19 protein-coding genes are annotated in these 23,848 nt (G+C 71.7%); 14 read left to right on the top strand and 5 right to left on the bottom strand.

Features of this window, described 5'->3' with window-relative positions:
* Nucleotide 1: 1 nt before the first annotated feature.
* The gene (mltB, locus tag NFT33_RS04730) at nucleotides 2-1,081 is read right to left on the bottom strand and encodes a lytic murein transglycosylase B (protein ID WP_251673529.1); all 1,080 of its coding nucleotides are present in this window, start codon (nucleotides 1,079-1,081) and stop codon (nucleotides 2-4) included.
* A gap of 58 nt (nucleotides 1,082-1,139) precedes the next feature.
* Here mltB and NFT33_RS04735 point away from each other — a divergent pair, with 58 nt between their 5' ends.
* The 3 genes from NFT33_RS04735 to NFT33_RS04745 all read left to right on the top strand — a co-directional run bounded on the left by NFT33_RS04735 (nucleotide 1,140) and on the right by NFT33_RS04745 (nucleotide 3,209).
* Nucleotides 1,140-1,946 carry an enoyl-CoA hydratase gene (locus tag NFT33_RS04735; RefSeq protein ID WP_251673531.1) on the top strand — a complete coding sequence of 269 codons (807 nt, stop codon included), beginning with the start codon at nucleotides 1,140-1,142 and terminating at the stop codon, nucleotides 1,944-1,946.
* A gap of 85 nt (nucleotides 1,947-2,031) precedes the next feature.
* Complete coding sequence (locus NFT33_RS04740) at nucleotides 2,032-2,484, top strand: BLUF domain-containing protein (RefSeq protein WP_251673533.1); 453 nt, start codon at nucleotides 2,032-2,034, stop codon at nucleotides 2,482-2,484.
* A gap of 11 nt (nucleotides 2,485-2,495) precedes the next feature.
* Nucleotides 2,496-3,209, top strand: a complete 714-nt coding sequence (locus NFT33_RS04745; protein WP_220786467.1) for an EAL domain-containing protein — start codon at nucleotides 2,496-2,498, stop codon at nucleotides 3,207-3,209.
* Here NFT33_RS04745 and NFT33_RS04750 read toward each other — a convergent pair.
* Complete coding sequence (locus tag NFT33_RS04750; protein ID WP_251673536.1) at nucleotides 3,194-4,879, bottom strand: electron transfer flavoprotein-ubiquinone oxidoreductase; 1,686 nt, start codon at nucleotides 4,877-4,879, stop codon at nucleotides 3,194-3,196. The two genes, NFT33_RS04745 and NFT33_RS04750, sit on opposite strands and share 16 nt — an antisense overlap.
* A gap of 261 nt (nucleotides 4,880-5,140) precedes the next feature.
* Here NFT33_RS04750 and NFT33_RS04755 point away from each other — a divergent pair, with 261 nt between their 5' ends.
* From NFT33_RS04755 to NFT33_RS04770, 4 genes are read left to right on the top strand one after another with little or no spacing between them, the layout of a single operon-like run.
* Complete coding sequence (locus NFT33_RS04755; RefSeq protein ID WP_220786469.1) at nucleotides 5,141-5,653, top strand: hypothetical protein; 513 nt, start codon at nucleotides 5,141-5,143, stop codon at nucleotides 5,651-5,653.
* A gap of 13 nt (nucleotides 5,654-5,666) precedes the next feature.
* Entirely contained in the window at nucleotides 5,667-6,449 is a 783-nt protein-coding gene (locus NFT33_RS04760; RefSeq protein WP_149503467.1) for an SDR family oxidoreductase, read from the top strand.
* Complete coding sequence (locus tag NFT33_RS04765) at nucleotides 6,449-7,108, top strand: YceH family protein (protein WP_251673538.1); 660 nt, start codon at nucleotides 6,449-6,451, stop codon at nucleotides 7,106-7,108. Before NFT33_RS04760 ends, NFT33_RS04765 begins: the two co-directional genes overlap by 1 nt.
* A gap of 13 nt (nucleotides 7,109-7,121) precedes the next feature.
* Nucleotides 7,122-8,402 carry a DNA recombination protein RmuC gene (locus NFT33_RS04770; protein ID WP_251673540.1) on the top strand — a complete coding sequence of 427 codons (1,281 nt, stop codon included), beginning with the start codon at nucleotides 7,122-7,124 and terminating at the stop codon, nucleotides 8,400-8,402.
* Here the strand turns inward: NFT33_RS04770 and mnmC are convergent.
* Nucleotides 8,339-10,357, bottom strand: a complete 2,019-nt coding sequence (mnmC, locus tag NFT33_RS04775) for a bifunctional tRNA (5-methylaminomethyl-2-thiouridine)(34)-methyltransferase MnmC2/FAD-dependent 5-carboxymethylaminomethyl-2-thiouridine(34) oxidoreductase MnmC1 (RefSeq protein WP_251673542.1) — start codon at nucleotides 10,355-10,357, stop codon at nucleotides 8,339-8,341. The two genes, NFT33_RS04770 and mnmC, sit on opposite strands and share 64 nt — an antisense overlap.
* Before the next feature lie 124 nt (nucleotides 10,358-10,481).
* Between mnmC and NFT33_RS04780 the strand changes: the two genes are divergently transcribed.
* The 7 genes from NFT33_RS04780 to NFT33_RS04810 all read left to right on the top strand — a co-directional run bounded on the left by NFT33_RS04780 (nucleotide 10,482) and on the right by NFT33_RS04810 (nucleotide 22,010).
* Nucleotides 10,482-10,946 carry a c-type cytochrome gene (locus NFT33_RS04780; RefSeq protein ID WP_180692811.1) on the top strand — a complete coding sequence of 155 codons (465 nt, stop codon included), beginning with the start codon at nucleotides 10,482-10,484 and terminating at the stop codon, nucleotides 10,944-10,946.
* Between the two features lie 58 nt (nucleotides 10,947-11,004).
* Nucleotides 11,005-12,393 (top strand): 30S ribosomal protein S12 methylthiotransferase RimO, encoded by a 1,389-nt coding sequence (gene rimO / locus NFT33_RS04785; RefSeq protein WP_251673544.1) that lies wholly within the window; start codon nucleotides 11,005-11,007, stop codon nucleotides 12,391-12,393.
* 29 nt (nucleotides 12,394-12,422) lie between these two features.
* On the top strand, nucleotides 12,423-13,622 hold the full coding sequence (locus NFT33_RS04790; protein ID WP_251673603.1) for a PLP-dependent transferase: 1,200 nt from the start codon (nucleotides 12,423-12,425) through the stop codon (nucleotides 13,620-13,622).
* Between the two features lie 12 nt (nucleotides 13,623-13,634).
* Nucleotides 13,635-15,299: a FecR family protein gene (locus NFT33_RS04795; RefSeq protein WP_251673546.1), complete on the top strand. Its 1,665-nt coding sequence runs from the start codon at nucleotides 13,635-13,637 to the stop codon at nucleotides 15,297-15,299.
* Nucleotides 15,296-17,653, top strand: coding sequence for a CHASE2 domain-containing protein (locus NFT33_RS19205; RefSeq protein ID WP_251673548.1), 2,358 nt, complete (start codon nucleotides 15,296-15,298; stop codon nucleotides 17,651-17,653). Before NFT33_RS04795 ends, NFT33_RS19205 begins: the two co-directional genes overlap by 4 nt.
* Before the next feature lie 19 nt (nucleotides 17,654-17,672).
* Entirely contained in the window at nucleotides 17,673-21,656 is a 3,984-nt protein-coding gene (hrpA, locus tag NFT33_RS04805; protein WP_376744124.1) for an ATP-dependent RNA helicase HrpA, read from the top strand.
* A 96-nt stretch (nucleotides 21,657-21,752) separates the two neighbouring features.
* Nucleotides 21,753-22,010 carry a GlsB/YeaQ/YmgE family stress response membrane protein gene (locus NFT33_RS04810; RefSeq protein WP_037483506.1) on the top strand — a complete coding sequence of 86 codons (258 nt, stop codon included), beginning with the start codon at nucleotides 21,753-21,755 and terminating at the stop codon, nucleotides 22,008-22,010.
* A gap of 6 nt (nucleotides 22,011-22,016) precedes the next feature.
* On the opposite strand, the gene NFT33_RS04815 is transcribed toward NFT33_RS04810, so the two are convergent.
* Both NFT33_RS04815 and NFT33_RS04820 read right to left on the bottom strand, forming a co-directional pair.
* A complete protein-coding gene (locus tag NFT33_RS04815) occupies nucleotides 22,017-23,207 on the bottom strand; it encodes an ROK family transcriptional regulator (RefSeq protein ID WP_251673550.1) in 1,191 nt (396 codons plus the stop codon).
* Nucleotides 23,208-23,360: 153 nt separating this feature from the next.
* Nucleotides 23,361-23,825: an RbsD/FucU family protein gene (locus tag NFT33_RS04820; RefSeq protein ID WP_251673552.1), complete on the bottom strand. Its 465-nt coding sequence runs from the start codon at nucleotides 23,823-23,825 to the stop codon at nucleotides 23,361-23,363.
* Nucleotides 23,826-23,848 lie beyond the last annotated feature (23 nt).

Below are 23,848 nucleotides of genomic sequence, written 5' to 3' on the forward strand. Positions count from 1 at the left end.
TTCAGCGCTGATCGGCGACGAGCTTCAGCGCCGAGAGCGTGTCGGCCAGGTCGATGACCGCCATCGCGTAGTAGGCCGACCAGTTGTAGCGGGTGATCGTCCAGAAGTTGCCGGTGCCGGCCACGAAGGAGGGCGGCTCGACGCCGTTGCGCAGCTCCACCAGCGCGAGCGGGCCGGCGAACTGCTGTCCTGCCGGGCTGAGCGTGGCGCCGCGCGCGGCCATGTCCGCCGCCTTGAAGCTGGGCAGGATGTCGGGCGCCAGCAGCGCCTCGCGATCCGGACCCTCGGGCGGCGGCAGCACGTCGAAATGGGTCGGCAGATCGCGCTGCCAGCCATGCACCGACAGGAAGTTCGCCACGCTGCCGACCACATCGGCGATGCTGCGGTGCAGGTCGACGCGGCCGTCCTCGTCGAAGTCGACCGCGAACTTCAGCCAGGAGCTGGGCATGAACTGCGGCATGCCCAGCGCGCCGGCATAGGAGCCGCGGATCGTCATCACGTTGACCCGGTCGCGCGCGGCCAGCACGAACAGGGCTTCGAGCTCGTCGCGGAAGAAGGCCGAGCGGTCGCTGCGCCCGCGCGGAAAATCGAAGGCCAGCGTCGAGAGCGCGTCGATCGCGCGGAAGCCCCCGGTCTGGCGGCCGTAGATCGTCTCCACGCCGATGATCGCCACGATCACCGCGGCCGGAACGCCCCAGCGCGCCTCGGCCGCAGCCAGCACCGCCTCGTTGTCGCGCCAGAACTTCACGCCCTCGCGCACCCGCAGCGTGTCGAGAAAGCGCGAGCGGTAGACCTTCCAGTTCTTCGCCGCCGGACTGGCTGCCGGCATGATCAGCCGCGCGACCTGCGGCTGGTAGCGCGCGTCGGCCAGCGCGGTGGTGACCACCTCGTCGTCGAGCTGGGGATGGCGGCTGACGAGCTGGCGCACGAAGGCGGAAACATCCTCGCGGCCTTCGTAGCCGGGCGGCGGCGAGGGCACGGTCTGGGCGGTGGCCAGGGCCGGGGCGACCGCCAGGGCGGCAGCCGCGGTGGCGAGCCGCGCCGTCAGGCGGCGGCGCATCGGGTTCGGGGTTGCTGACATGGCGTGATTGTCGCCGCTGGCGCTAAGCTGCGCCGTGCACCCACCTGAGGAGACCCCGATGAACAACAGCCAGGACAGCCTGTCCGACCCGATCCTGCTGAGCCAGCGCGACGCGCATGGCGTCGTCACGCTGACACTGAACCGCCCCGACGCCTTCAACGCGCTGTCGGAGGCGATGCTGGCGGCGCTGCAGTCCGAACTCGACGCGCTGGCCGGCGACGAGACGCTGCGCGCGGTGGTGCTGGCCGCCTCCGGCCGGGCCTTCTGCGCCGGCCATGACCTGAAGGAAATGCGCGCCGAGCCCACGCTGGACTACTACCGCGATCTGTTCGGCCGCTGCGGCCGGGTCATGACGGCGATCCAGCGCCTGGCCGTGCCGGTGATCGCGAAGGTCCAGGGCGTGGCCACCGCCGCCGGCTGCCAGCTGGTGGCGGCCTGCGACCTCGCGGTGGCCGTCGACCGCGCGCGCTTCGCGGTCAGCGGCGTCAACCTGGGCCTGTTCTGCGCCACGCCCGGCGTGGCGCTGTCGCGCAACGTGCCGCGCAAGCAGGCCTTCGAGATGCTGGTCACCGGCGAGTTCATCTCCGCCGAGGAGGCGCGCCAGCGCGGCCTGGTCAACCGCGTGGTGCCGGCCGAGGCGCTGGACGCCGAGGTCGCCCGGCTGGTCGACAGCATCCTGGCCAAGCCGCGCACCGCCATCGCGATGGGCAAGGCGCTGTTCTACCGCCAGCTCGAGATGGGTCAGGAGGCCGCCTACCAGAGCGCGGTGCAGACCATGGCCTGCAACATGATGGACGACAGCGCGCTCGAGGGCGTGCAGGCCTTCATCGACAAGCGCCCGCCGGCCTGGGCCCGCCCGGACTGAGACGGCGCCCCTGCGCAGTGGTACGGATCAAGTCCCGGGCACGGATGGCCGAAAGAACCGGCCGTCCCGTCCCCAGGAGTCCACGATGGCGACCGAGCCCGATCTCGTCCACTGCATCTACGCCAGCTCGGCCACCCGGCCCTTCTCGTTCGACCAGCTGGTCGAGCTGCTGGCGGTGGCGCGGCGCAACAACGCCGCACTGGGCGTGACCGGCATGCTGCTGCATGACCGGGGCAGCTTCTTCCAGGTGCTGGAGGGCCCGGCGGCGACGGTCGATGCGCTGTACGCGCGCATCGCCGCCGATGCCCGCCATGCGGAGATCGTGCGCATCATCCATGAGCCGGTTGCGCGGCGCAGCTTCGGCCAGTGGTCGATGGGCTTCGTGCAGGCCGACGACGAGCTGCTGCGCAGCGTCGAGGGCGCCAACGACTTCTTCCGCGGCGGCACCGCGCTGAGCGCGATCGACAGCGGCCGCGCGCGCAAGCTGCTGCAGGCCTTCGGCGCCGGCCGCTGGCGCCGGCGCGACGGCGCCGCCTGAGGTCGACAACCATGGACCGCTCGGCCTTCTCCTTCGCGTTCCAGCCGATCGTGCATGCGCCGAGCGGCCGCGTCTGGTCGCATGAGGCGCTGATCCGCGGTCCGGCGGGCGAGCCGGCCGGGCAGGTGCTGTCCGGGCTGGACGAGCCGGCGCTGCACCGGCTCGACGCGACCGGCCGCGGCCGCGCGATCGACCTGGCGGTGCGGCTCGGGCTGCAGGGGCGGCTCAACCTCAATTTCCTGCCGCGCAGCCTGGGCGAGGACGACGGCATGCTCGAGGCGATGTTTCTCGCCGCGCAGCGCCACGGCCTGCCGCTGGAGCGGCTGGTGCTGGAGGTGACCGAAAGCGAGGCGATCGGCGATCTGGCCGGCTTCGCGCAGCGCATGCGCCGGGTGCGGGCGCTGGGTCTGCAGCTGGCGATCGACGACTTCGGCGCCGGCCACTGCGGGCTGAACCTGCTGGCGGAGTTCCAGCCCGACCTGCTCAAGCTCGACATGGCGCTGCTGCGCGGCATCGAGCGCAGCGGGCCGCGCCAGGCGATCGTGCGCGCGGTGCTCGGCGCCTGTCTCGACCTGGGCATCGAGGCGGTCGCCGAGGGCGTCGAGACGCCCGAGGAATACCGCTGGCTGGCCGGCGAGGGCGTGGAGCTGTTCCAGGGCTACCTATTCGGCCGCCCCGGCTTCGAGGCGCTGCCCGCGCCCCGCCTGCCTCACATGCCGGCGTAGTTCGGACCGCCGCCGCCTTCCGGCGTGACCCAGACGATGTTCTGCGTCGGGTCCTTGATGTCGCAGGTCTTGCAGTGCACGCAGTTCTGCGCGTTGATGACGAGCTTGTCGTGGCCGTTGTCGGTCTTGACGAACTCGTACACGCCGGCCGGGCAGTAGCGTGACTCCGGTCCGGCGTAGACCGCCAGGTTGGTCTCGACCGGCACGCGCGCGTCCTTCAGCGTCAGGTGCGCGGGCTGGTGTTCCTCGTGGTTGGTGTTGGAGACGAACACCGAGCTGAGGCGGTCGAAGGTGATGACGCCGTCCGGCTTCGGGTACTCGATCTTCTCGCACTGGGCGGCCGGCAGCAGGCGGGCGTGGTCCGGCTCGGTGCGGTGGATCGTCCACGGCGGGGCCTCCAGGCCGATCTTGGGCAGCAGCCAGTGCTCGATGCCGGTCATCAGCGAGCCGACCCAGACGCCCTTCTTGAACCACTGCTTGAAGTTGCGCGAGCGGTCCAGCTCCTTGTGCAGCCAGCTCGCCTCGAACGCCTCGGGGTAGGCGTTCAGCTCGTCGCCCTGGCGGCCGGCGGCCAGCGCGTCGAAGGCGGCCTCGGCGGCGAGCATGCCGGTCTTGATCGCGGCGTGGCTGCCCTTGATGCGCGCGGCGTTCAGGTAGCCGGCGTCGCAGCCGATCAGCGCACCGCCCGGGAACACCGTCCTGGGCAGGCTCAGCAGGCCGCCGGCGGTGATCGCGCGTGCGCCGTAGCTCAGGCGCTTGCCGCCCTCGAGGTACTGGCGGATCGACGGATGCGTCTTCCAGCGCTGCATTTCCTCGAACGGGCTCAGCCACGGGTTCTTGTAGTCCAGGCCGACGACAAAGCCCAGCGTGACCTTGTTGCCTTCGAGGTGGTAGAGGAAGCCGCCGCCGTAGGTGTCGGGCTGCATCGGCCAGCCGGCGGTGTGCACCACCAGACCGGGCTGGTGCCTGGCCGGATCGATCTCCCACAGCTCCTTGATGCCGATGCCGTAGCTCTGCGGATCCTTGCCTTCGTCGAGCTGGAAGCGGGCGATCAGCTGCTTGCCCAGATGGCCGCGTGCGCCCTCGGCGAAGAGGGTGTACTTGCCGTGCAGCTCCATGCCGATCTGGAAGGCGTCGCTGGGCTCGCCGTCCTTGCCCACGCCCTGGTTGCCGGTGGCGATGCCCTTGACACTGCCGTCGTCGTTGTAGAGCACTTCGGCCGCTGCGAAGCCGGGAAAGATCTCCACGCCCAGGCCTTCGGCCTGCTCGGCCATCCAGCGCACCACGCTGCCCAGGCTGATGACATAGTTGCCGGCGTTGTGGAAGCAGTCCGGCACCAGGAAGTCGGGCGTCCTGGTGGCGCCCGTCTCGTTCAGGAACAGCACCTGGTCGGCGGTGACCGGCTGGTTCAGCGGCGCGCCGCGCTCCTTCCAGTCCGGGAACAGCTCGTTCATCGCGATCGGGTCCATGACCGCCCCCGACAGGATGTGCGCGCCCGGCTCCGAGCCCTTCTCGATGACCACCACCGAGAGTTCCTGCCCCTTTGCGCTGGCGAGCTGCTTGAGACGGATGGCGGCAGCCAGTCCGGCCGGGCCGGCACCGACGATGACGACGTCATATTCCATCGCGTCGCGCGGGCCGTACTGGGCGAGGATCTCCTGGGGAGTCATGAGGGTTGTCCTGTGTTGTTGGAGCGGCGTGAATTCTAACGGTCCGGGTACAAAAAAAGAACGACCGTTCTTTTTAGTGGCGATGCGGATGCGCCACAGCGCTGCACGCCACGGGCGCGGCGAGATGCCCCTGTGCACGCGGCCTTTTCCGTGCACCTGGTACCGGGCGATATTTCTATTCTCCCGACATCAGGCGCAGTCAGTGCAAACCCGGAGGAGTCCGGTCGATCGGCGAGCGCCCAGGCAACAGGGGTAGGTGTCATGCTGGGACTGCTGGTTTCAGAACTGGTCGGAATGGTCGAGGCGCGTCATGGTGCGGTCATGGCCGATGTGCTGATGTTCGCGACCGATGTGCCGGCGCGTGATCCGGTGCAGCCGCTCGACGGCTATCCGGCCGAGCAGCTCGAGGTGCTGATCGATGCGCTGGCGCTGCGCACCGGAGAGTCGCCGCGCGAGCTGGTGCGGGTCTTTGCGTCGCGGCTGGTGCGCCGCATCCAGCATGTGCATCCGACGCTCTACCAGCGCCATGCCGATCTGCTCGAGCCGCTGCTGCTGCCGGCGCAGGATCTGCCGCTGCCGTCCGCGCGGCCGGTCAATGATCTGGCGCGCCGCGAGATCGAGATCCTGTTCGGCGATCGATGCGAGGTGCAGCGCCTGGTCGATGGCCTGCAGCAGGACATCGCCCGCCTCCCGCTGCAGCGCCGGGCCGGCAGCGGGCGACATGCTATCGTCAGCGACCACCCGAAGCGCAAGTTTCGGCAGATTCCCACCTGACCAGGAGCATGTCATGAGCTATTCGATCGACCTGTCCGGCCGTGTCGCGCTGATCACCGGCGCGTCCAGCGGCCTGGGCGCCCAGTTCGCCCGCGTGCTGTCGCAGGCCGGTGCCGCGGTGGTGCTGGGCGGCCGGCGCTCCGACCGGCTCAAGGAGCTGCGGGCCGAGATCGAGGGCCAGGGCGGCGACGCGCATGTCGTCGAGCTGGATGTGACCGATCTCGACAGCATCAAGTCGGCGGTGGCGCATGCGGAGACCGAGGTCGGGGTGCTCGACATCCTGATCAACAACTCCGGCGTCAGCGCCACCCAGAAGATCCTCGATGTCACGCCCGACGACTTCGACTTCATCTTCGACACCAATGTGCGCGGCGCCTTCTTCGTCGCGCAGGAGGTCGGCCGGCGCATGGTGGCGCGCGCGCGCGGCGCTGCGCCCGGCACCTACACCGGCGGGCGCATCGTCAACATCGCCTCGATGGCCGGCCTGCGCGTGCTCAGCCAGATCGGGCCCTATGCGATGAGCAAGGCCGCGGTGATCCACATGACCCGCGCGATGGCGCTGGAGTGGGGCAAGTTCGGCATCAATGTCAACGCGATCTGCCCGGGCTACATCGACACCGAGATCAACCACCACCACTGGGACACCGAGGCCGGCCACAAGCTGGTGAACATGCTGCCGCGCAAGCGCCTGGGCAAGCCGGAAGACCTCGACCTGGTGCTGCTGATGCTCTGTGCCAACGAGAGCCACTTCGTCAACGGCGCGGTGATTCAGGCCGACGACGGCTTCGGCCTGTGATGCAAAGGACCGTGATGATCCGCCGCACGCTGACCGCGCTGGAAGCCCGCATCGTCGCGGTGCTGGTCGAGAAGGAATCGACCGTGCCCGACACCTATCCGCTGTCGCTCAACGCGCTGTGCGCGGGCTGCAGCCAGAAGACCGCCCGCGATCCGGTCATGAGCGTGAACGAGGCGCAGGCCCTGGCCGCGATCGAGGAGCTCAAGGCGCTGAGCCTGGTCATCGAGATCAGCGGCACCCGCACCGTCAAGTTCGAGCACAACCTCGGCCGCGCGCTGGGCGTGCCGGGCGCGGCGGTGGCGCTGCTGGCCACGCTGATGCTGCGCGGCCCGCAGACCGCAGCCGAGCTGCGCCTGCACAGCGAGCGGCTGCACCGCTTCGCCGATGTGTCCTCGGTCGAGGGCTTCCTCGACGAGCTGGCCGGCAAGGCCGAGCCGATGGTGCGCAAGCTGCCGCGTGCCCCGGGTGCGCGCGAGTCGCGCTGGGTGCATCTGCTGTGCGGCGAGGTGCAGATCGAGGCGACCGGCGCCGAGCCGGGCGCGATGGCTGCAGCCGCCGACGCCGGCCTGGCCGAGGAGGTCGCGGTGCTGCGTGCCGAGGTGGCCGAGCTGCGCGCGCGCCTGGACCGCCTGGCCGCTGCGCTGGGCACCGAGGTCTGACGCCCGGCAGCGCATGAGCGGTCTCGAGACGGCGCTGCTGGCGCTGGGGCTGGCGCAGTCCGGCCTGCTGGTCTGGCTGCTGCTGCGCCCGGCACCGCCGGCCGCGGTGGATGCGCAGCTGGAGGCCCGGCTGGCCGAGCGGCTGCAGGAGCTGAGCGACGCGGTGATCGACGCCGGCCACGCGCACAGCGAGCGTGTCGAGCGCGAGCTGCGCGCCGAGGTCCAGGCCAGCGCCCGCGGCCTGCGCCAGGAGTCGAACGCGCAGCTCGCGCAGCTGCAGCGCCTGCTGATGACCCAGTCGGGCGAGGCGCTGCGCACCCAGGACGAGCACCTGCACCGCCTGGCCGAGGCCAGCGAGCGCCGGCTGCAGGCGCTGCAGCAGATGGTGGAGCAGCAGCTCGACCAGATGCGTGCCACCGTCGACGACCGGCTTCAATCGACGCTGGAGACCCGCCTGGGCGAGAGCTTCCGGCAGGTGGCCGAGCGGCTCGAGCAGGTGCATCGCGGCCTGGGCGAGATGCAGACGCTGGCGCAGGGCGTGGGCGACCTGCGCCGGGTGCTGGGCAATGTCAAGACGCGCGGCATCCTGGGTGAGGTGCAGCTGGCGGCGCTGCTCGAGCAGGTCTTCACGCCGCAGCAGTTTGCGGTCAACGTGGCGACCGTGCCCGGCAGCCGCGAGCGTGTCGAGTTCGCGATCCGTCTGCCCGGACAGGGCGCGCGGGCGGGCGAGGCGCCGGTCTGGCTGCCGATCGACGCGAAGTTTCCGCGCGAGGATTTCGAGCGGCTGCTCGACGCGCAGGACCGCGCCGACCGCGATGCGGCCGAATCCGCCGCGCGGGCGCTGGAGGCACGCATCCGCGACGAGGCGCGCACCATCGCCGCCAAGTACCTGGCGCCGCCGCACACCACCGACTTCGCGGTGCTCTTCGTGCCGACCGAGGGGCTCTATGCCGAGCTGCTGCGCCGGCCAGGTCTCTTCGAGCGGCTGCAGCGCGAGCACCATGTGACGCTGGCCGGGCCCACCACGCTGCTGGCGATGCTCGGCAGCCTGCAGATGGGTTTCCGCACGCTGGCGCTGGAGCAGCGCTCGACCGAGGTCTGGAAGATCCTCGGCGGCGTCAAGACCGAGTTCGCCCGCTTCGGCGAGGTGCTCGAGAAGACGCGGCGCAAGCTGCAGGAGGCCAGCTCCAGCATCGAGTCGGCCGAGGTGCGCACCCGCGCGATGGCACGTCAGCTGCGCTCGGTCGAGGGGCTGACGGACGAGCGGCCTCCCGGCGACCGCGCCGAGGACTGACGCGCCGGGTCGATCGCGTCGCGCAGGTCGGCCGCGACCGGGCAGGGCGCGCCGGTGATCCAGGACGCCAGCACCTCGCCGGCCAGCGCCGCGCTGGCCAGCCCGCGCGAGCCCAGGCCGGCCAGCAGGTAGAGGCCGCCTTCTTCGTCATGCCGACGCGGGCGCAGCCGCAGCGCATCCAGGCGCTGGCGCCCGGTCGCGGCGGCGGCGGCCAGGGCCGCTTCGTCCACCGGCGGCCCGGCCAGCGGCAGCCGGTCCGGCGTGACCGCGCGCCAGCCGACCCGGCCCGCCAGATCCTCGACTCTTTCCATGGAGAGGTTCGCTTCGACCAGCCCCAGGCGCTGCGCGCGCTGCAGGTTGTGGCGGTGGTCGGCCGCACGCACCTGGGGATCGGGGTCGTCATGCTGGGTGGTGGCGCCAGTCAGGATCCGGCCGTCGGGCAGCGCGAGCGCATAGCCCTGGCCGGAGAGCGGGCGCAGCCGCGACGGATCGACCCGCAGCCCCGGCCAGCCCGCGGGCAGCACCGTGGTCTGGCCGCGCACCGGCGCCAGCGACAGCCGGGCGCGGTCCTGCAGCAGCGCCGGGCTGCCCAGCGCGGCCGCGACCACCAGCACCGGCGCGGCTGCCAGCACCCGGTCATCCGCATCCAGCGCTTGCCACAGGCCGTTTTCGCGCCTCAGCTGCTGCACCGCCAGCCCGCCGCGGAAGGTGGCGCCGTGCAGCAGGTGGCGGCTCCAGTCGGCCGGCGAGAGCCAGCCGCCCTGGCCGAACTGCCAGCCGCCGCAGCCGTCACCGCCGTCGATGCCGATCGGCAGGCCGCTGAAGGCGGCTGCGGCCGCGGCGTCCTGCCAGTCGATCCAGTCGGCCGGCAGGCCGACTGTGGCGAGCTGGGCGCGGGCGCGGGCCTCGTCCAGTCGCGGCTCCAGCCGCAGGAAGCCGTCGAGCCGGCCGGCCACGCGGCCCTGCGCCAGCGCGGGCGCGGCCAGCCGTGCGGTGCGCAGCGCGGCAGTGCGGAACCAGCGCGCGTGCAGGCTGTCGGGCGCGTTGAAGATGCCGTGCATCAGCCCGCCGGGATTGCCCGAGGTCTCGGCCGCCGGCGTGGCCTGGCGGTCGATCACCTCGACCTGCCAGCCCTGGCGCAGCAGGCCGTGTGCGGCAGCCGCACCGGCCAGGCCCGCGCCGATCACCAGCGCCTGGCGCGGTCCGGCGTGCGGCGGGCGCCACGCGGCGGGCCGTGGCGGCACGAAGCGCGGCGCGTGCCGCGCCACCGTGATGTCGCGCTTGCCGCCGAAGCCGGGCGCGCGCTCGACCGCGAAGCCGATCGAGGCCAGCCCGTCGCGCACCGCCCGCGCCGCGCTCCAGGTCGCGGCGGTGGCGCCGGGCGCGACCAGGCGGGCGAGCCGGCGGAACAGCTCGGCGCTCCACAGCTCGGCATTGCGCGCGGGTGCGAAGCCGTCCAGGTAGAGCGCGTCGGCCTCGGCCTGCAGCCCGGGCAGCGTCTGCAGCGCGTCGCCGAAGACCAGCAGCAGCTGCACCCGGCCGCCCTCGAAGTCGAGCGCGTGCAGGTCGGGCGTCAGCGGCGGCCACTGCGCGAGCAGCTCGGCCGCCAGCGCTGGCGCTTCGCTGCTGCGGTGCACGCGCGCCAGGTCCGCGGGCGTGAGCGGGTGCTTTTCCAGCGAGATGAAGACCAGCCGCTCGCAGCGCTGCGGATCCGCCCGCCAGGCCGCCCAGGTGGCCAGGAAGTTGTTGCCCAGGCCGAAGCCGGTCTCCAGCACCACGAAGCGCTCGCGGCCCTGCCAGCGTCCGGGCAGGCGGTTGCCGCCCAGGAAGACATGGCGTGCCTGAGCGAAGGCGCCGGCGGTGGCGTGGTAGACATCGCCGTAGTCGGGCGCGCAGGGGGTGCCGTCGGGCAGCAGGTCGATGCGGGCGGGGGAGATCGGGGCAGCAGCGTTCATCGGGGCGGCATTGTCGGGGATCGCGGTGCGGCCCGGACGGGCAGGGCACACTTGCGGCTTTTGCCTCTGGCGCCTGCGTCCTGACATGACATCGAACCGCTCACCGAACCGCTCCACGAACCGTTTGTTCTCACGCTCCCTGCTGATGCTGGCCGGTGCCGGCACGCTGGCCGTGACGCTGGCCGGCTGCTCGGCCGAGCCGGCCGACACCCATCCCGACCAGCCGGTGAGCAAGCGGCGCGAGATCTTCAAGTCCTTCACCCGCAACTTCGAGCCGATCGGCCAGGTCGCGCGCGATCGCAAGCCCTACCAGGCGGCCGAATTCCTGGCGCAGGCGCAGGCACTGCAGAAGCTGGCCGATCAGCCCTGGGCGCTGTTCCCGGCCGACAGCAACTACCCGCCGACCCGCGCGCTGTCGGCGGTCTGGGACAAGCCGGCCGAGTTCGCCCAGGCCAGCGCCGACTACCGGCAGAAGGTGGATGCGCTGGTGGCCGCGGCCCAGGGTTCCGACCTGGATCGCATCAAGGCGGCGGTCAGCCAGGTGGAGGGCAGCTGCCGCAGCTGCCACGACGCGTTCCGCAAGCCGTGATGCCGGGCGGGCGGCGGTGTCTGCGCCGGCGGCTGCGCTCTCTGGGACAATCCGGCCCATGAGCGACCTCCAGAACATTTCCTCCACCTCCGCCGCGCCGAAGATCGGCTTTGTCAGCCTCGGCTGCCCGAAGGCCCTGACCGACTCCGAGCTGATCCTGACCCAGCTCTCGGCGGAGGGCTATGCCACCAGCAAGACCTTCCAGGGTGCCGACCTGGTGATCGTCAACACCTGCGGCTTCATCGACGATGCGGTCAAGGAAAGCCTGGACACCATCGGCGAGGCGCTGGCCGAGAACGGCAAGGTGATCGTCACCGGCTGCCTGGGCTCGCGCACCGCCGACGGCGGCGAGAACCTGGTGCGCCAGGTCCACCCCAAGGTGCTGGCGGTGACCGGCCCGCACGCCACCCAGGAGGTGATGGACGCGGTGCATCAGCATGTCCCGAAGCCGCACGATCCCTTCATCGATCTGGTGCCGGCTGCCGGCGTCAAGCTGACCCCGAAGCACTACGCCTACCTGAAGATCAGCGAGGGCTGCAACCACCGCTGCAGCTTCTGCATCATCCCGTCGATGCGCGGCGACCTGGTCTCGCGCCCGGTGGGCGATGTGCTGAGCGAGGCCCGCGCGCTGTTCGAGGGCGGCGTGAAGGAGCTGCTGGTCATCAGCCAGGACACCTCGGCCTACGGTGTGGACGTGAAGTACCGCACCGGCTTCTGGGACGGCACGCCGGTCAAGACCCGCATGTTCGACCTGGTGGCGAAGCTGGGCGAGATCGCCAAGCCTTATGGCGCCTGGGTGCGGCTGCACTATGTCTATCCGTACCCGCATGTCGACGAGATCATTCCGATGATGGCCGAGGGCCTGGTGCTGCCCTACCTCGACGTGCCCTTCCAGCATGCGCACCCGGATGTGCTCAAGCGCATGAAGCGCCCGGCCAGCGGCGAGAAGAACCTCGAGCGCCTGCTGAAGTGGCGCGAGCTCTGCCCGGACCTGGTGGTGCGCTCGACCTTCATCGCCGGCTTCCCCGGCGAGACCGAAGCCGAGTTCGAGTCCCTGCTCGACTTCCTGAAGGAGGCGAAGATCGACCGCGCCGGCTGTTTCGCCTACTCGCCGGTCGATGGCGCCGCGGCGAACGACCTGCCCGGCGCACTGCCGGACGCGGTGCGCGAGGAGCGCCGCGCGCGCTTCATGGCGGTGGCCGAGCAGGTCTCGATCGAGAAGCTGAAGTCGCGCGTGGGCGCGACGATGCAGGTGCTGGTCGACAGCGCGCCAGCCCTGGGCCGCAAGGGCGGCGTGGCGCGCACCTACGCCGACGCGCCCGAGATCGACGGCACCGTGAAGATCCTGCCGCCGTCCAAGGCCTCGCGCACGATGAAGGTCGGCGAGTTCGCGCGGGTGCGCATCAACGGCGTGCTCGGCCACGACCTGATCGGCGAGCTGCTGTGAGCGATTCCGGCAGCGATTCCGGCCGGCCGATGCGGCCGGAGACCGCGCAGGTCCACCATCCGTACACCGCGCCGGCGGGCTTCGATGCCCAGCTGCCCGCGGTGCACAAGGCCTCGTCGGTGTTCTTCCCGTCGGTCGAGGCGCTGCGCCGCACCGAGTGGATCGACGGCAGCGGCTACACCTACGGCCTGCACGGCACGCCCACCACGCTGACGCTGCAGGCGCGGCTGGCCACGCTGGAGGGCGCGAACCATGTCCTGCTGGCGCCCAGCGGCCTGGCGGCGATCACGCTGGTCGACATCGCGCTGCTGGCCTGCGGCGACGAGCTGCTGCTGCCCGACAACGTCTACGGCCCGAGCCGCAGCTTTGCCGCGCACGAGCTCAAGGCCTGGGGCATCGCGCACCGGATCTACGACCCGATGGACGTGGCCTCGCTGGAGGCGGCGCTGACGCCCGCCACCCGGCTGGTCTGGCTGGAGGCGCCGGGCTCGGTCACGCTGGAGTTCCCGGACCTGCGCGGTCTGGTGCGGCGGGTGCGCGAGCGCGCGCCGCAGGCGCTCATCGCGCTGGACAACACCTGGGGCGCGGGCCTGGCCTTCGATGCCTTCGACCTGGGCGAGGGGCTGGCGGTGGACCTGACGGTGCATGCGCTGACCAAGTACCCCTCGGGCGGCGCCGACGTGCTGATGGGCTCGGTCGCCTGCCGGGACGAGGCGCTGTACCGGCGGCTGGCGCTGGCGCATGCGCGCCTGGGCCTGGGCGTGGGGCTGAACGATGTCGAGGCGGTGCTGCGCGGGCTGCCGTCGATGCGGCTGCGCTACGAGGCGCAGGACGCCGCGGCGCGGCGCATCGCGCAGTGGGCGCTGGGCCGGCCGGAGTTCGTGCGGGTGCTCAGCCCGACGCTGCCGGGCTCGCCCGGCCACGAACACTGGGCGGCGCTGTGCCGCTCGGCCGCCGGGCTGCTGACGCTGGAGCTCGATCCGCGCTTCGACCGGGCCGCGGTCGAGGCCTTCGTCGACGGCCTGCGCTTCTTCCGCATCGCCTGGTCCTGGGGCGGGCCGGTGAGTCTGGCCGTGCCCTACGAGGCCCGCGCGATGCGCAGCCTGGCCACGCCCTACCGGGGCACGCTGGTGCGGCTGTGCATCGGCCTGGAGTCGGTCGAGGACCTGATCGCCGATCTGGCCGCCTCGGCCGACGCGGCGCTGAAGATTGACGATCTGAAGGTCTGAAGGGCAGCAGGCATGCATCTTCTTTCGTGGAATGCCTGGGGCCGAGCGCTGCAGCTGGCGGCGATCGGGCTGACGATGGCGGCTGCTGCCGAGGCGTCGGCCGGCGAGCCGGTCTTCACCCATGTGGTCACCCGTGAGGAGACCCTGATCGCGCTGAGCCGGCGCCTGCTGGCCGATCCGCGCCAGTGGCCGCAGCTGCAGCAGCACAACCGGATCGCGGACGCGCGCCGCATTCCGGTCGGCACGGTGCTGAAGATTCCGGTGCGCCTGCTGGCCACCGAGCCGGTGCCGGCGCGGGTGCTGTCGGCCTCCGGCGAGGTGTCCGGCCCGCAGGGCGTGGCGGTGGCGGCGGGTCAGGCCCTGCCGCAGGGCGCCCGCCTGCAGGCCGGCGACGGTGGCCAGGCCACGCTGCAGCTGGTCGACGGCACCGTGCTGAGGCTGCGTGCGGGCAGCGCCGTCCAGGTCGAGACCTCGCGGCGCCTGCCCGGCTCGGGCGGTGCGCTGTCGGGCGTCAAGGTCGAGGACGGTCAGGTGGAGGTCCAGGCGCAGAAGCGCTCTGGCGCGGGCGCGCCCGGCTTCCAGATCAGCACACCGCAGGGCCTGCTGGGCGTGCGCGGCACCGAGTTCCGGGTGAGCGTCGATGCCCGCGCGGAAACCACCCGCAACGAGGTGCTCGAAGGCCAGGTGATGACCGAAGGCCGCGACGGCCGTGCGGGCCGCAGCGTGGCGGCGGGTTTCGGCGTCGTTGTCGACCGCAGCGGCACGGTGACGCCGCCGGTGCGGCTGCTGGCGCCGCCCGATGTGTCTGCCTGGCCGGCGCTGCAGGAGCGGGTGCTGGTGCGCTTCCCGATCCGGCCGCAGCCGGCAGTGGTGGCGTACCGGGCGCAGGTGGCCGCGGCCGCCGACCCGGCTTTCGAGCGGGTGCTCCAGGATGTGCGAAGCACCGGCGCCGAGCTGCGTCTGGTCGATCTGCCGGATGGCGACTACCGGATTCGGGTTCGGGCCGAGGACGCGCAAGGCCTGCAGGGCCGGGATGCGCTGCATCTTTTCACCCTCAAGGCCCGTCCGGAGCCGCCGCTGCCCACGGGTCCGGGGCCCAAGGCTGTCGTGTCCGGTGCGCGGCTGGACTTGGCCTGGGCGTCCGTCGACGAGGCTCGCAGCTACCGCCTGCAGCTGGCTCGCGACGAGGCCATGCGCGAGCCGATCCAGGACCAGCGCACCTTGGCGGGTACGGCCTGGTCGGTGGACGCGCTGGCGCCCGGCGTCTATTTCTGGCGACTGGCCAGCGAGCGCAGTGACACCGACCAGGGCCCGTTCGGTCCGGTGCAGCGGGTCGAGCTGCGGGCCCTGCCTGCGCCGCTGCCGCCGCCACGCGTGGGCGAGGACAGTCTGAAACTGGCCTGGGAGGGCCTGCCGGGACAGACCTTCGAGGTCGAGTTGGCGCGCAGTGCCGACTTTGCCGTGCTGGAGCTGACCCGCCGCACCGAGCAGTCCGCGCTGGAGCTGAGGCTGCCAGGCACCGGCCGCTATTGGGTCCGGATGCGCGCGCGCGACCCCGATGGCTTCGTCGGCCCCTACACCGCGCCGCAGGCCTTCACCGTTCCGAACTGCCTGCGCGATGGTCAGCAGCGCTGCGTCGGCGGGGCGGACGGGGGCTCGGTGCTGATCTCGCCATGAACGGTGCGGCCGTGCGGCCGCGCTGGCCCGCGGGCGTCGGCGTCGCGGTGGTGCTGGCCGCGCTGGCCTTTGCGCTGGCGCTGGGCGGCTGGACCTGGCGCGCCGACCGGCTGGTCTACGACATCGGCCTGTCCTTCTGGCGCCGCCCGGTGCCCGAAGGCATCGTCATCGTCGCGATCGACGATGCCAGCGTGGCGGCCATCGGGCGCTGGCCCTGGCCGCGTGCGGTGCACAGCACGCTGCTGGCCCGTCTGGCCGCGGCCCGGCCCCGGGCGATCGGCCTGGACGTGACCTTCAGCGAGCCCGACGCCGATCCGGCACAGGATGCGCTGCTGGCGCGTCAGCTCGCGGCGGCCGCGCCGGTGGTGATGTCGGTGGACTGGGTGATCGCCGGACCCGGCCAGACCCCGCAGCTGCTGGCGCCGGTCACCGGTCTGCCGCCCGGCGTGAGCCTGGGCACGGCCGAGGCTTCGGTCGATGCCGACGGGGTGATGCGTCATGCCTTCCTGGGCGCCGGGCCGGCGGCGGCCCCGCTGCCGCACATGGCGCTGGCGCTGCTGCGCGCCGGTGGCGAGACACCGGCGCCGGGTCTGCCGGTGGCCGTGCAGGACGAGCAGGTGCCGGTGGCCGGTCGGGCGCCCTGGCTGCGCCAGGAGCGCTTTCTGGTGCGCTATGCCGGCCCGCCCGGCCACATCGAGCGGGTCTCCTATCTGGATGTGCTGCGCGGCGCGGTGCCGCCTGAGCGCCTGGCCGGTCGCTATGTGCTGGTCGGCATGACCGCCACCGGCCTGGGCGACACCGTGGCCACGCCGGTCAACCGCCAGCACCATGCGATGCCGGGTGTCGAGGTGCTCGCCCACACGCTGCACACGCTGCGCAGCGGCGATACCGTGCGGCCGCTCTCGCCGCTGGAGGGGGCGACGCTGTCGGCGGCGCTGGTGCTGGCGCTGCTGGCGGGCATCGAGCGGCTCGGTGCCGGTCGGGGTGCGCTGGTGCTGGCGGTGGGCTCGGTGCCGCTGGTCGTCGGCATCAGCCTGGCGGCGCTCGGGGCCGGAGTGTGGTGGAGTCCGGTGCCCTGGGGGCTGGCGGCGGTGCTGGCCTATCCGCTGTGGAGCTGGCGGCGGCTGCAGCAGGCGGTGGATGCGCTGGATGCCGAGATCGGCCTTCTCGGGCCGGAGGCCGGCCTGAGTCCGGGCGCGCCGGTGCCGCTGCCCTCGCGTCGGCGCGATGCGCTGGCGTTGCGGCTCGATGCGCTGCATGCGGCCACCGACACGGTGCGCAGCGCGCGGCGTTTCCTGTCGGATGCGCTGGCAGGCCTGCCCACCGCGATGGCGGTGACCGACGAGCGTGGCCGGGTGCTGCTGGCCAATGCGCTGGCGGCGCAGCTCTTCGAGCTGGATCGGGCCGAAGACATGCCTGGCCTGGAGCTGCCGGGCCTGCTGGTGGAGTTCATGCCGGTGCCGGGCGCGCCGGTGAAGGAGCTGGAGGCGATCTTCCAGCCCCGACCGACCGCGCCGGCGGCCTGCGTGGTCGAGGCCCGCGCCGAGCGCCTGGGCGACTTCCTGCTGCATTTTGCGCCGGTGCTGCTGCTCGGCCAGCAGCGCTGGGTGGTGACCTTCTCGGATGTGAGCGCCATCCGCCAGGCCCAGCGACGCCGCGACCGCGCGCTGGCCTTCGTCTCGCACGATCTGCGCTCGCCGGCCAATGCGCTGATGCTGATGGCCGATCTGTACCGGCGCGGGCGCATGGACATGACGCAGGAAGCCTTTCTCGACGAGGTGCAGCGCCTGGGCGCGCGCACCCAGCAGCTGGCCGACGACTTTGTCCGGGTCGCGCATGTCGAGACCCGGCCGCTGCAATGCCAGCCGGTGGCGCTGGCTGCGCTGCTCGACGAGGTGGTGGCGGACTTCCGGCCCCAGGCCCTGGCCGCGCAGATCCGGCTGGGCTGGCAGACCGATCCAACGGCGGGTCGATCTGCATCGGTCTGGCCGATGGACCGGGCGCTGGTGCAGCGCGCGGTAGGCAATCTGGTGTCCAACGCGATCAAGCACAGCCCGGCCGGCGGCGAGGTCGTGATCTGGGTGCGCACCCATGCTGACACCGACCTCCATGCGGAGGACGCGCTGTCGCTGACGGTGTGCGATCAGGGGCCGGGTCTGTCGGCCGAACAGCGCGAACGGCTGAACCAGGGCGACGAGGGCCTGCCCTCGGGCGATGCCGGCGGGGTCGGCCTGGGGTTGCAGTTCGTGCAGATCGTGGCGCGGCGCCACGGTGGGCGGCTGCGCGCGCTGCCCGGCCGTGCCGAGGCGACCGGCCGCTTCGAGCTGGCCCTGGGCCGGGCAGGTGCAGGCTGAGCGCGGATAATCCCGCCCCGTGACTGCACCGACCGTTTCCCCGCCCGCCCCGCCGCCGGCCCGCCCGCCGCGTTCCTCCCGTCCGCCCCGTGCTGCGCGCCCGCCGGTGGCGCCCAATCCGGTGCCGCCGATCACCTATCCCGACAGCCTGCCGGTCAGCGCGCGCCGCGACGAGATCGCGCAGGCGCTGCGCGATCATCAGGTCGTCATCGTCTGCGGCGAGACCGGCTCAGGGAAAACGACGCAGCTGCCCAAGATTGCGCTCGAGCTGGGCCGCGGCCTGGGGGCGGGCGGCACCGGCCTGATCGGCCACACCCAGCCGCGCCGCATCGCCGCCAGTTCGGTGGCCAAGCGCATCGCCGACGAGCTGAAGTCGCCGCTGGGCGAGGTGGTCGGCTACAAGGTGCGCTTCCAGGACCGGCTGCAGGCCGGCGCCTCGGTCAAGCTGATGACCGACGGCATCCTGCTGGCCGAGACGCAGACCGATCCGCTGCTGAAGGCCTACGACACGCTGATCATCGACGAGGCGCACGAGCGCAGCCTCAACATCGACTTTCTGCTCGGCTATCTGCGGAGAATCCTGCCGCGCCGGCCGGACCTGAAGATCGTCGTCACCTCGGCCACCATCGACGCCGAGCGCTTCGCGCAGCATTTCGCCTCGCGCCAGGGGCCGGCGCCGGTGATCATGGTCAGCGGCCGCACCTTTCCGGTCGAGCAGCGCTGGAAGCCCTTCGAGGAGGCGAAGGACTTCGACCTGAACGACGCCATCGCCGACGCGGTCGATGAGCTCTGGCGCGGCGCCGGCGGGGGCGACATCCTGATCTTCCTTCCGGGCGAGCGCGAGATCCGCGAGGCCGCCGACCATCTGCGCAAGCACCTCAGCCACCAGCCGCTGCACCGCCATGCCGACATCCTGCCGCTGTTCGCGCGGCTGTCGCAGGCCGAGCAGGACCGCGTCTTCGAGACCGGCGGCGCCAAGCGCATCGTGCTGGCCACCAACGTGGCCGAGACGTCGCTGACGGTGCCGGGCATCCGCTATGTGATCGACGCCGGCACCGCGCGCGTCAAGCGCTACAGCTACCGCAACAAGGTCGAGCAGCTGCAGGTCGAGCCGGTCAGCCAGGCGGCGGCCAACCAGCGCGCCGGCCGCTGCGGCCGGGTGGCCAACGGCATCTGCATCCGGCTCTATGACGAGAAGGACTTCCAGAGCCGCCCGCGCTTCACCGACCCGGAAATCCTGCGCTCCTCGCTCGCCGGGGTGATCCTGCGGATGAAGTCGCTCGGCCTCGGTCTGGTGGAGGACTTTCCCTTCATCGAGCCGCCGCCGCGCAAGGCGATTGCCGACGGCTACGCGCTGCTGGGCGAGCTGGGCGCGGTCGACGAGGCCAACGAGCTGACCGCCATCGGCCGCGAGCTGGCCAAGCTGCCGCTGGACCCGCGCGTGGGCCGCATGATCCTGGAGGCGCGCAGCCGCGAGGCGCTGCACGAGGTGCTGGTCATCGCCAGCGCCTTGAGCGTGCAGGACGTGCGCGACCGCCCGCTGGAAGCGCAGCAGGCCGCCGACGAGAAGCATAAAAAATTCGACGACGAACGCTCCGAGTTCATGGGCTACCTGAAGCTCTGGAAGTGGATCGAGGAGGGCCGCGGCAGCCACGGCCATGCCGATGCGGCTCGGGCCGGGCAGAAGGTCGACACCCACAAGCTCAGCAACCGCCAGCAGGAGCAGCGCCTGCGCGAGAGCTTCGTCAACCCGCGCCGGGTGCGCGAGTGGCGCGACATCCACAGCCAGCTCCACACCGTGGTGGCCGAGCACGGCTGGCGCCTGAACGGCACGCCCGCCACCTACGAGCAGGTGCACCAGTCGATGCTGGCGGGCCTCTTGGGCAACATCGGCTGCAAGGCCGACGATGACGAGTGGTATCTGGGCGCGCGCGGCATCAAGTTCTGGCGCCATCCGGGCGCGCACCTGTCGAAGAAGCCGGGGCGCTGGCTGATCGCCGCCGAGCTGGTCGACACCACGCGCCTGTTCGGCCGCGGGCTGGCCGCGATCGAGCCGCAGTGGATCGAGCCGATCGCCGGCCATCTGCTGAAGAAACAGCTGCTCGAGCCGCACTGGGAGAAGAAGGCGGGCGAGGTGGTCGCCTTCGAGCGCGCCACGCTCTACGGCATCGTCGTCTACAACCAGCGCCGGGTGAACTTCGGGCTGGTCGACCCGGTGGCCGCGCGCGAGATCTTCATCCGCGAGGCGCTGGTGGGTGGCGAGTGGGAGACGCGGCTGCCTTTCCTGGCGCACAACCAGAAGATGATCCGCCAGGTCGAGGAGCTGGAGCACAAGTCGCGCCGCCAGGACGTGCTGGTCGACGAGCACCTGATCTTCGCCTACTACGACGCGCAGCTGCCGCAGGAGGTGGTCAGCGGCGCGAGCTTCGAGCGCTGGTACCGCCATGAGCAGAAGCTCAACCCGAAGCTGCTGCATCTGACGCGCGACGAGCTGATGCGCCACGAGGCCGCCGGCATCACCACCGCGGCCTTCCCGAAGACGATCCGCCTCGGCGGCATCGACTGCACCGCCACCTACCTGCACGCGCCGGGCGATGCCAAGGACGGCGTGACCGTCACCGTGCCGATCTACGCGCTCAACCAGGTCAGCGAGGAGCGCTGCGACTGGCTGGTGCCCGGCATGCTGGAGACCAAGGTGATGGCGCTGGTCAAGAGCCTGCACCAGCGCCCGCGCTCGCGGCTGATGCCGCTGGCCGAGTTCGTGGCCGAGTTCGTCGAGCTGAACCCGTTCGCGCAGGGGCCGCTGCTGGAGACGCTGCTCAAGGCGGTGCGCGAGCGCACCCAGCTCGCGGTGCAACGCAATGACTTCAAGCTCGACATGGTGGCGCCGCACCTGTTCATGAACTTCCGTGTCGTCGACGAGCACGGCCGCCAGCTCGGCACCGGGCGCAACCTGGCGGCGCTGAAGGCCGAGCTGGGCGGGCAGGCGCGTTCGGCCTTCCAGGCGCTGGCGGCGCTGAAGACGGGCAGTGGCCCGACGTCCCCGGCCGCCGCGGTCACGCCGGCGCCGGCAGCCGCGTCCGTCGCGGCGGGCAGCCCGGCGCGTCGCGGCGCCAGCGCCAGTGCGTCGCCGGCCGCGCCCGAGCCCGTCACGCCGCAGGCCTACACCGCCTGGACCTTCGGCGAGCTGCCCGAGCTGATGGAGATCCGCAAGGCCGGCCAGACGCTGATCGGATTCCCGGCGCTGATCGACCGCGGCACGCATGTCGAGATCGAGGTCTTCGACGAGCCGGCCGCCGCGGCCGTGAAGCACCGCGCCGGCCTGCGCCGTCTGCTGGCGCTCAATCTCAAGGAGCCACTGAAGTACCTCGAGAAGAACATTCCCGACCTGCAGAAGATGGCGGTGGCCTTCATGCCGCTGGGCACGCAGGAGGAGCTGCGCACCCAGATCATCGATGTGGCGCTGGAGCGCGCCTTCCTGGCCGAGCCGCTGCCGCATGACGCGGCCTCCTTCCAGGCGCGCATCGACGAGGGCCGCACCCGGCTGAACCTGATCGCGCAGGAAATCGCCCGTCAGGCCGGGGCGGTGCTGCTGGAGTTCGCCGCGGCGCAGCGCAAGCTCAAGGATGCCCGCGCTCCGAAGGAAGTCGCCGACGACATCGCCGCGCAGCTGCAGCGCCTGATGGGCAAGCGCTTCATCGCAGCCACTCCGTGGGCGCAGCTGCAGCACCTGCCGCGCTACCTCAAGGGCGTGCAGCTGCGGCTCGACAAGCTGCGCGGCGACCCGGCGCGCGACGCGCAGCGCCTGGCCGAGCTGCGTCCGCTCGAGCAGCGCTGGAGCCGGCGGGTGGCCGAGCTCAAGGGCGCGCCCGATGCCCGCCTCGACGAGTACCGCTGGCTGATGGAGGAGCTGCGCATCAGCTTCTTCGCCCAGGAGCTGAAGACGCCGCAGCCGGTCAGCACCAAGCGGCTGGACAAGGTCTGGGCGCAGATGTCGATGTGATGCCACAACCTTGGTCGTGACATCCGTCACGATTTTCCATCAGAATCGGAACGCCATCGAACCGGTGGCGCAATCCGTTCTGGAAGGACAGTGACCATGGGTCTCATCGGCACGATCGTGATCGGTTTTCTGGTGGGCTGGCTGGCCCGCGCCATCCTGCCCGGCACGCAGGCGCTGGGCTTCATCCTGACCACGCTGCTGGGCATCGGCGGCTCGCTGGCGGCCGGCTATGTCGGCCAGGCGCTGAACTGGTACAGCGTCGGCCAGCCGGCCGGCTTCATCGCTTCGGTGGTCGGTGCGGTGGTGCTGCTGTTCGTGGTCGGCAAGCTGCGGGGCGGCTCGGCCTCGGCCTGAGGCGCCTCAGTTGCTGTCCTGGCGGCGCGGGTCGGCCTTCAGGAAGACCTCGGGGTGCGGCGCGAAGTCGGCGTGCAGCGGCAGCAGCGCGCCGCCCAGCGCCCGCGCGTCCGAGCCGATGCTGCCGGCATGCAGGCGAGGGCGGCGCACGCCCTCCCAGCAGTGCGCATCGAGCGCGTCGCCGCTCTGGGCGATCAGCCGGGCCAGCAGGCGGCGGTCGATCACGCCGTCGATGACGACATCGTCGATGTCGAGCACGCAGCTGGCGCCGACGATGGCCATCGCCAGCGCCCGCGAGGCATTGCCCAGCCAGGCCTGGGTGTGCGGATGCCAGGGCGGCTCGAGCGCGCGCTCGTCCAGCGCGGCCGAGGGATCGATCCGGGCGGTCTCGTACAGGCGCTGCAGGTTCAGCAGCGAGGCCGCGCCCAGCAGCTGCGTGCTGGCGGTGCCTGCGCCAGGCACCGCCAGCGGCATCGAGCCGATCGCGCCGGCATTGCCGTGGGCGCCGGGATGCAGCCGGCTGTCGAGCACCAGGCCGCCGCCGCTGAAGGTGTCGACGAAGATGTAGAGAAAGTTGCGCAGGCGACGGCCCTCGCCGCCGACCAGCTCGGCCAGGCTGGCGGCCACCGTGTCCTTGGCGGCATGCACCGGCAGGCCGGTCGCCGTGGCCAGATGGCCGGCCAGGTCCAGCGTCTCCCAGGTCCGCGCCTGGGCTTCGGGCATGCCGAACAGCCCGGTCCAGCCGCCGATCGACAGCGGTGCGGCCACGCCGATGCCGCACAGCCGCTCCGGCCGGTCCAGCGGCAGCATGCGTGCGCTCAGCGCCTCGCGGCAGCGCCGGATCATCGCCAGCAGCGCCGCGGGCAGATGCTCGGGATCGGGCCAGGCGTAGGGCAGGCCCTCGCGGTGATGGACCCGGCCGAGAAAGTCGACCAGCAGCACATCCGCATGCTGGCGCCCGACCTTGACGCCGATCGCCCAGGCGCCCTCCGGATCGAGCGCGATCGGCACCGAGGGCTGGCCGATGCGCCCGCGCAGCGGCTCGCGCTTGAGCAGCAGGCCCTCGGCGAGCAGCGCGTTGACGATCATCGAGATCGTCTGGGTGCTCAGCCCGGTGACCCGCGCCAGCTCGGCCTTGGGCAGCTCGCCGTGCAGCCGGATGGCCTGCAGCACCACCCGCTCGTTGAACTGGCGCATGCCGTTCTGGTTCGAGCCGCGCGGCGGGCGTCGGCTGGAGGAAGAAGAGCGGTCGAAAGAGGCGTCAGGGAAGGGCTGATCCGGATTCACCATGGCAGAAGGCCCGCACGAAGGCGGGCCGGTCTCGAGGAATGAGGCGGGTGCTGCCGAGCCTCAGACGTCGAGCGGCTCTCCGATCACGCCCTTCTTGAACAGGAAGTTGCCGTAGGGCTGCAGGTCGGAGGTCAGCACGATCGCGAAGGCCTCGCGGACGCGATCATAGAACGCGAAGCGCTCCACCGCCTCGCATTGCTCGGAGCGGGCATGGCCGTCCTGCTCGAGCATCGCCACCACATCGCGCTGCAGCCGGCTGCGGTAGCCGTCGGGCATGGTGCAGACCTGCATGTAGGCCACCGGCTGCTCGACCGCCGCATCCAGGTTCATCAGCGACAGCACCGCGCGCGAGGCGCGCAGCACATCGGCGCCGGGCAGATGGATGACCGGCTTGCTGCGGCCTTCGGTGGCCAGCCGGGCGGCGGTGAAGTTGGCATCGGCGATGACGATCGCGTCGCCGTGTCCCATCTCGGCCAGCACCTTCAGCAGGTCCGGCGTCAGCAGCGGATCGATTCCCTTGAGCATGGCGAAGGATCTCCGGGGTTTTT

The organism is Sphaerotilus sp. FB-3, from assembly GCF_023706025.1.
GTDB classification, from domain to species: Bacteria; Pseudomonadota; Gammaproteobacteria; order Burkholderiales; family Burkholderiaceae_C; genus Sphaerotilus; species Sphaerotilus sulfidivorans.

Coding starts and splice junctions, on each gene's coding strand:
- mltB (WP_251673529.1), bottom strand. CDS start 1,081: ATGTCAGCAACCCCGAACCCGATGCGCCGCCGCCTGACGGCGCGGCTC.
- NFT33_RS04735 (WP_251673531.1), top strand. CDS start 1,140: ATGAACAACAGCCAGGACAGCCTGTCCGACCCGATCCTGCTGAGCCAG.
- NFT33_RS04740 (WP_251673533.1), top strand. CDS start 2,032: ATGGCGACCGAGCCCGATCTCGTCCACTGCATCTACGCCAGCTCGGCC.
- NFT33_RS04745 (WP_220786467.1), top strand. CDS start 2,496: ATGGACCGCTCGGCCTTCTCCTTCGCGTTCCAGCCGATCGTGCATGCG.
- NFT33_RS04750 (WP_251673536.1), bottom strand. CDS start 4,879: ATGACTCCCCAGGAGATCCTCGCCCAGTACGGCCCGCGCGACGCGATG.
- NFT33_RS04755 (WP_220786469.1), top strand. CDS start 5,141: ATGCTGGGACTGCTGGTTTCAGAACTGGTCGGAATGGTCGAGGCGCGT.
- NFT33_RS04760 (WP_149503467.1), top strand. CDS start 5,667: ATGAGCTATTCGATCGACCTGTCCGGCCGTGTCGCGCTGATCACCGGC.
- NFT33_RS04765 (WP_251673538.1), top strand. CDS start 6,449: ATGCAAAGGACCGTGATGATCCGCCGCACGCTGACCGCGCTGGAAGCC.
- NFT33_RS04770 (WP_251673540.1), top strand. CDS start 7,122: ATGAGCGGTCTCGAGACGGCGCTGCTGGCGCTGGGGCTGGCGCAGTCC.
- mnmC (WP_251673542.1), bottom strand. CDS start 10,357: ATGAACGCTGCTGCCCCGATCTCCCCCGCCCGCATCGACCTGCTGCCC.
- rimO (WP_251673544.1), top strand. CDS start 11,005: ATGAGCGACCTCCAGAACATTTCCTCCACCTCCGCCGCGCCGAAGATC.
- NFT33_RS04790 (WP_251673603.1), top strand. CDS start 12,423: ATGCGGCCGGAGACCGCGCAGGTCCACCATCCGTACACCGCGCCGGCG.
- NFT33_RS04795 (WP_251673546.1), top strand. CDS start 13,635: ATGCATCTTCTTTCGTGGAATGCCTGGGGCCGAGCGCTGCAGCTGGCG.
- NFT33_RS19205 (WP_251673548.1), top strand. CDS start 15,296: ATGAACGGTGCGGCCGTGCGGCCGCGCTGGCCCGCGGGCGTCGGCGTC.
- NFT33_RS04810 (WP_037483506.1), top strand. CDS start 21,753: ATGGGTCTCATCGGCACGATCGTGATCGGTTTTCTGGTGGGCTGGCTG.
- NFT33_RS04815 (WP_251673550.1), bottom strand. CDS start 23,207: ATGCGCCAGTTCAACGAGCGGGTGGTGCTGCAGGCCATCCGGCTGCAC.
- NFT33_RS04820 (WP_251673552.1), bottom strand. CDS start 23,825: ATGCTCAAGGGAATCGATCCGCTGCTGACGCCGGACCTGCTGAAGGTG.